This is a genomic window from Bacillus sp. SIMBA_074, assembly GCF_046534555.1.
Taxonomy (GTDB): domain Bacteria; phylum Bacillota; class Bacilli; order Bacillales; family Bacillaceae_G; genus Bacillus_A; species Bacillus_A mycoides.
The window spans coordinates 1-282 of record NZ_JAWRYM010000373.1 but is presented as its reverse complement, the minus strand read 5'-3'; the positions used below and the strand labels follow the sequence as shown (position 1 = coordinate 282).

At 42.6% G+C, this 282-nt stretch carries 1 protein-coding gene; it reads right to left on the bottom strand.

What is annotated here, in order from left to right; genetic code table 11:
- Positions 1 to 124: 124 nt before the first annotated feature.
- Positions 125 to 277 carry a YaaC family protein gene (locus SB773_RS31220; protein WP_410594156.1) on the bottom strand — a complete coding sequence of 51 codons (153 nt, stop codon included), beginning with the start codon at positions 275 to 277 and terminating at the stop codon, positions 125 to 127.
- Positions 278 to 282: the final 5 nt, after the last annotated feature.

Sequence of the window (282 nt, the reverse complement as noted above, 5' to 3'; positions counted from 1 at the left end):
GATGGTAGTTGGGGGTTTCCCCCTGTGAGAGTAGGACGCCGCCAAGCCATTTATAAGATCAGCCATCTGGCTGGTCTTTTTTCGCGTTCCAGGACAGATCAACCACGATTGGTAGTTAGAAGGATCAAAAGTTTAACCTTTTGGACGTAAACCATTCCAATATTAAAAAGGGCACCTTAACTTGGCTTATTTTAAGGAATTGCACAATGCAAGGGTAATCATCATTAGGCATTGTTTTCATCAGCTCTGCCCACCATTCTGTTTCATAACGAGCTATTATAC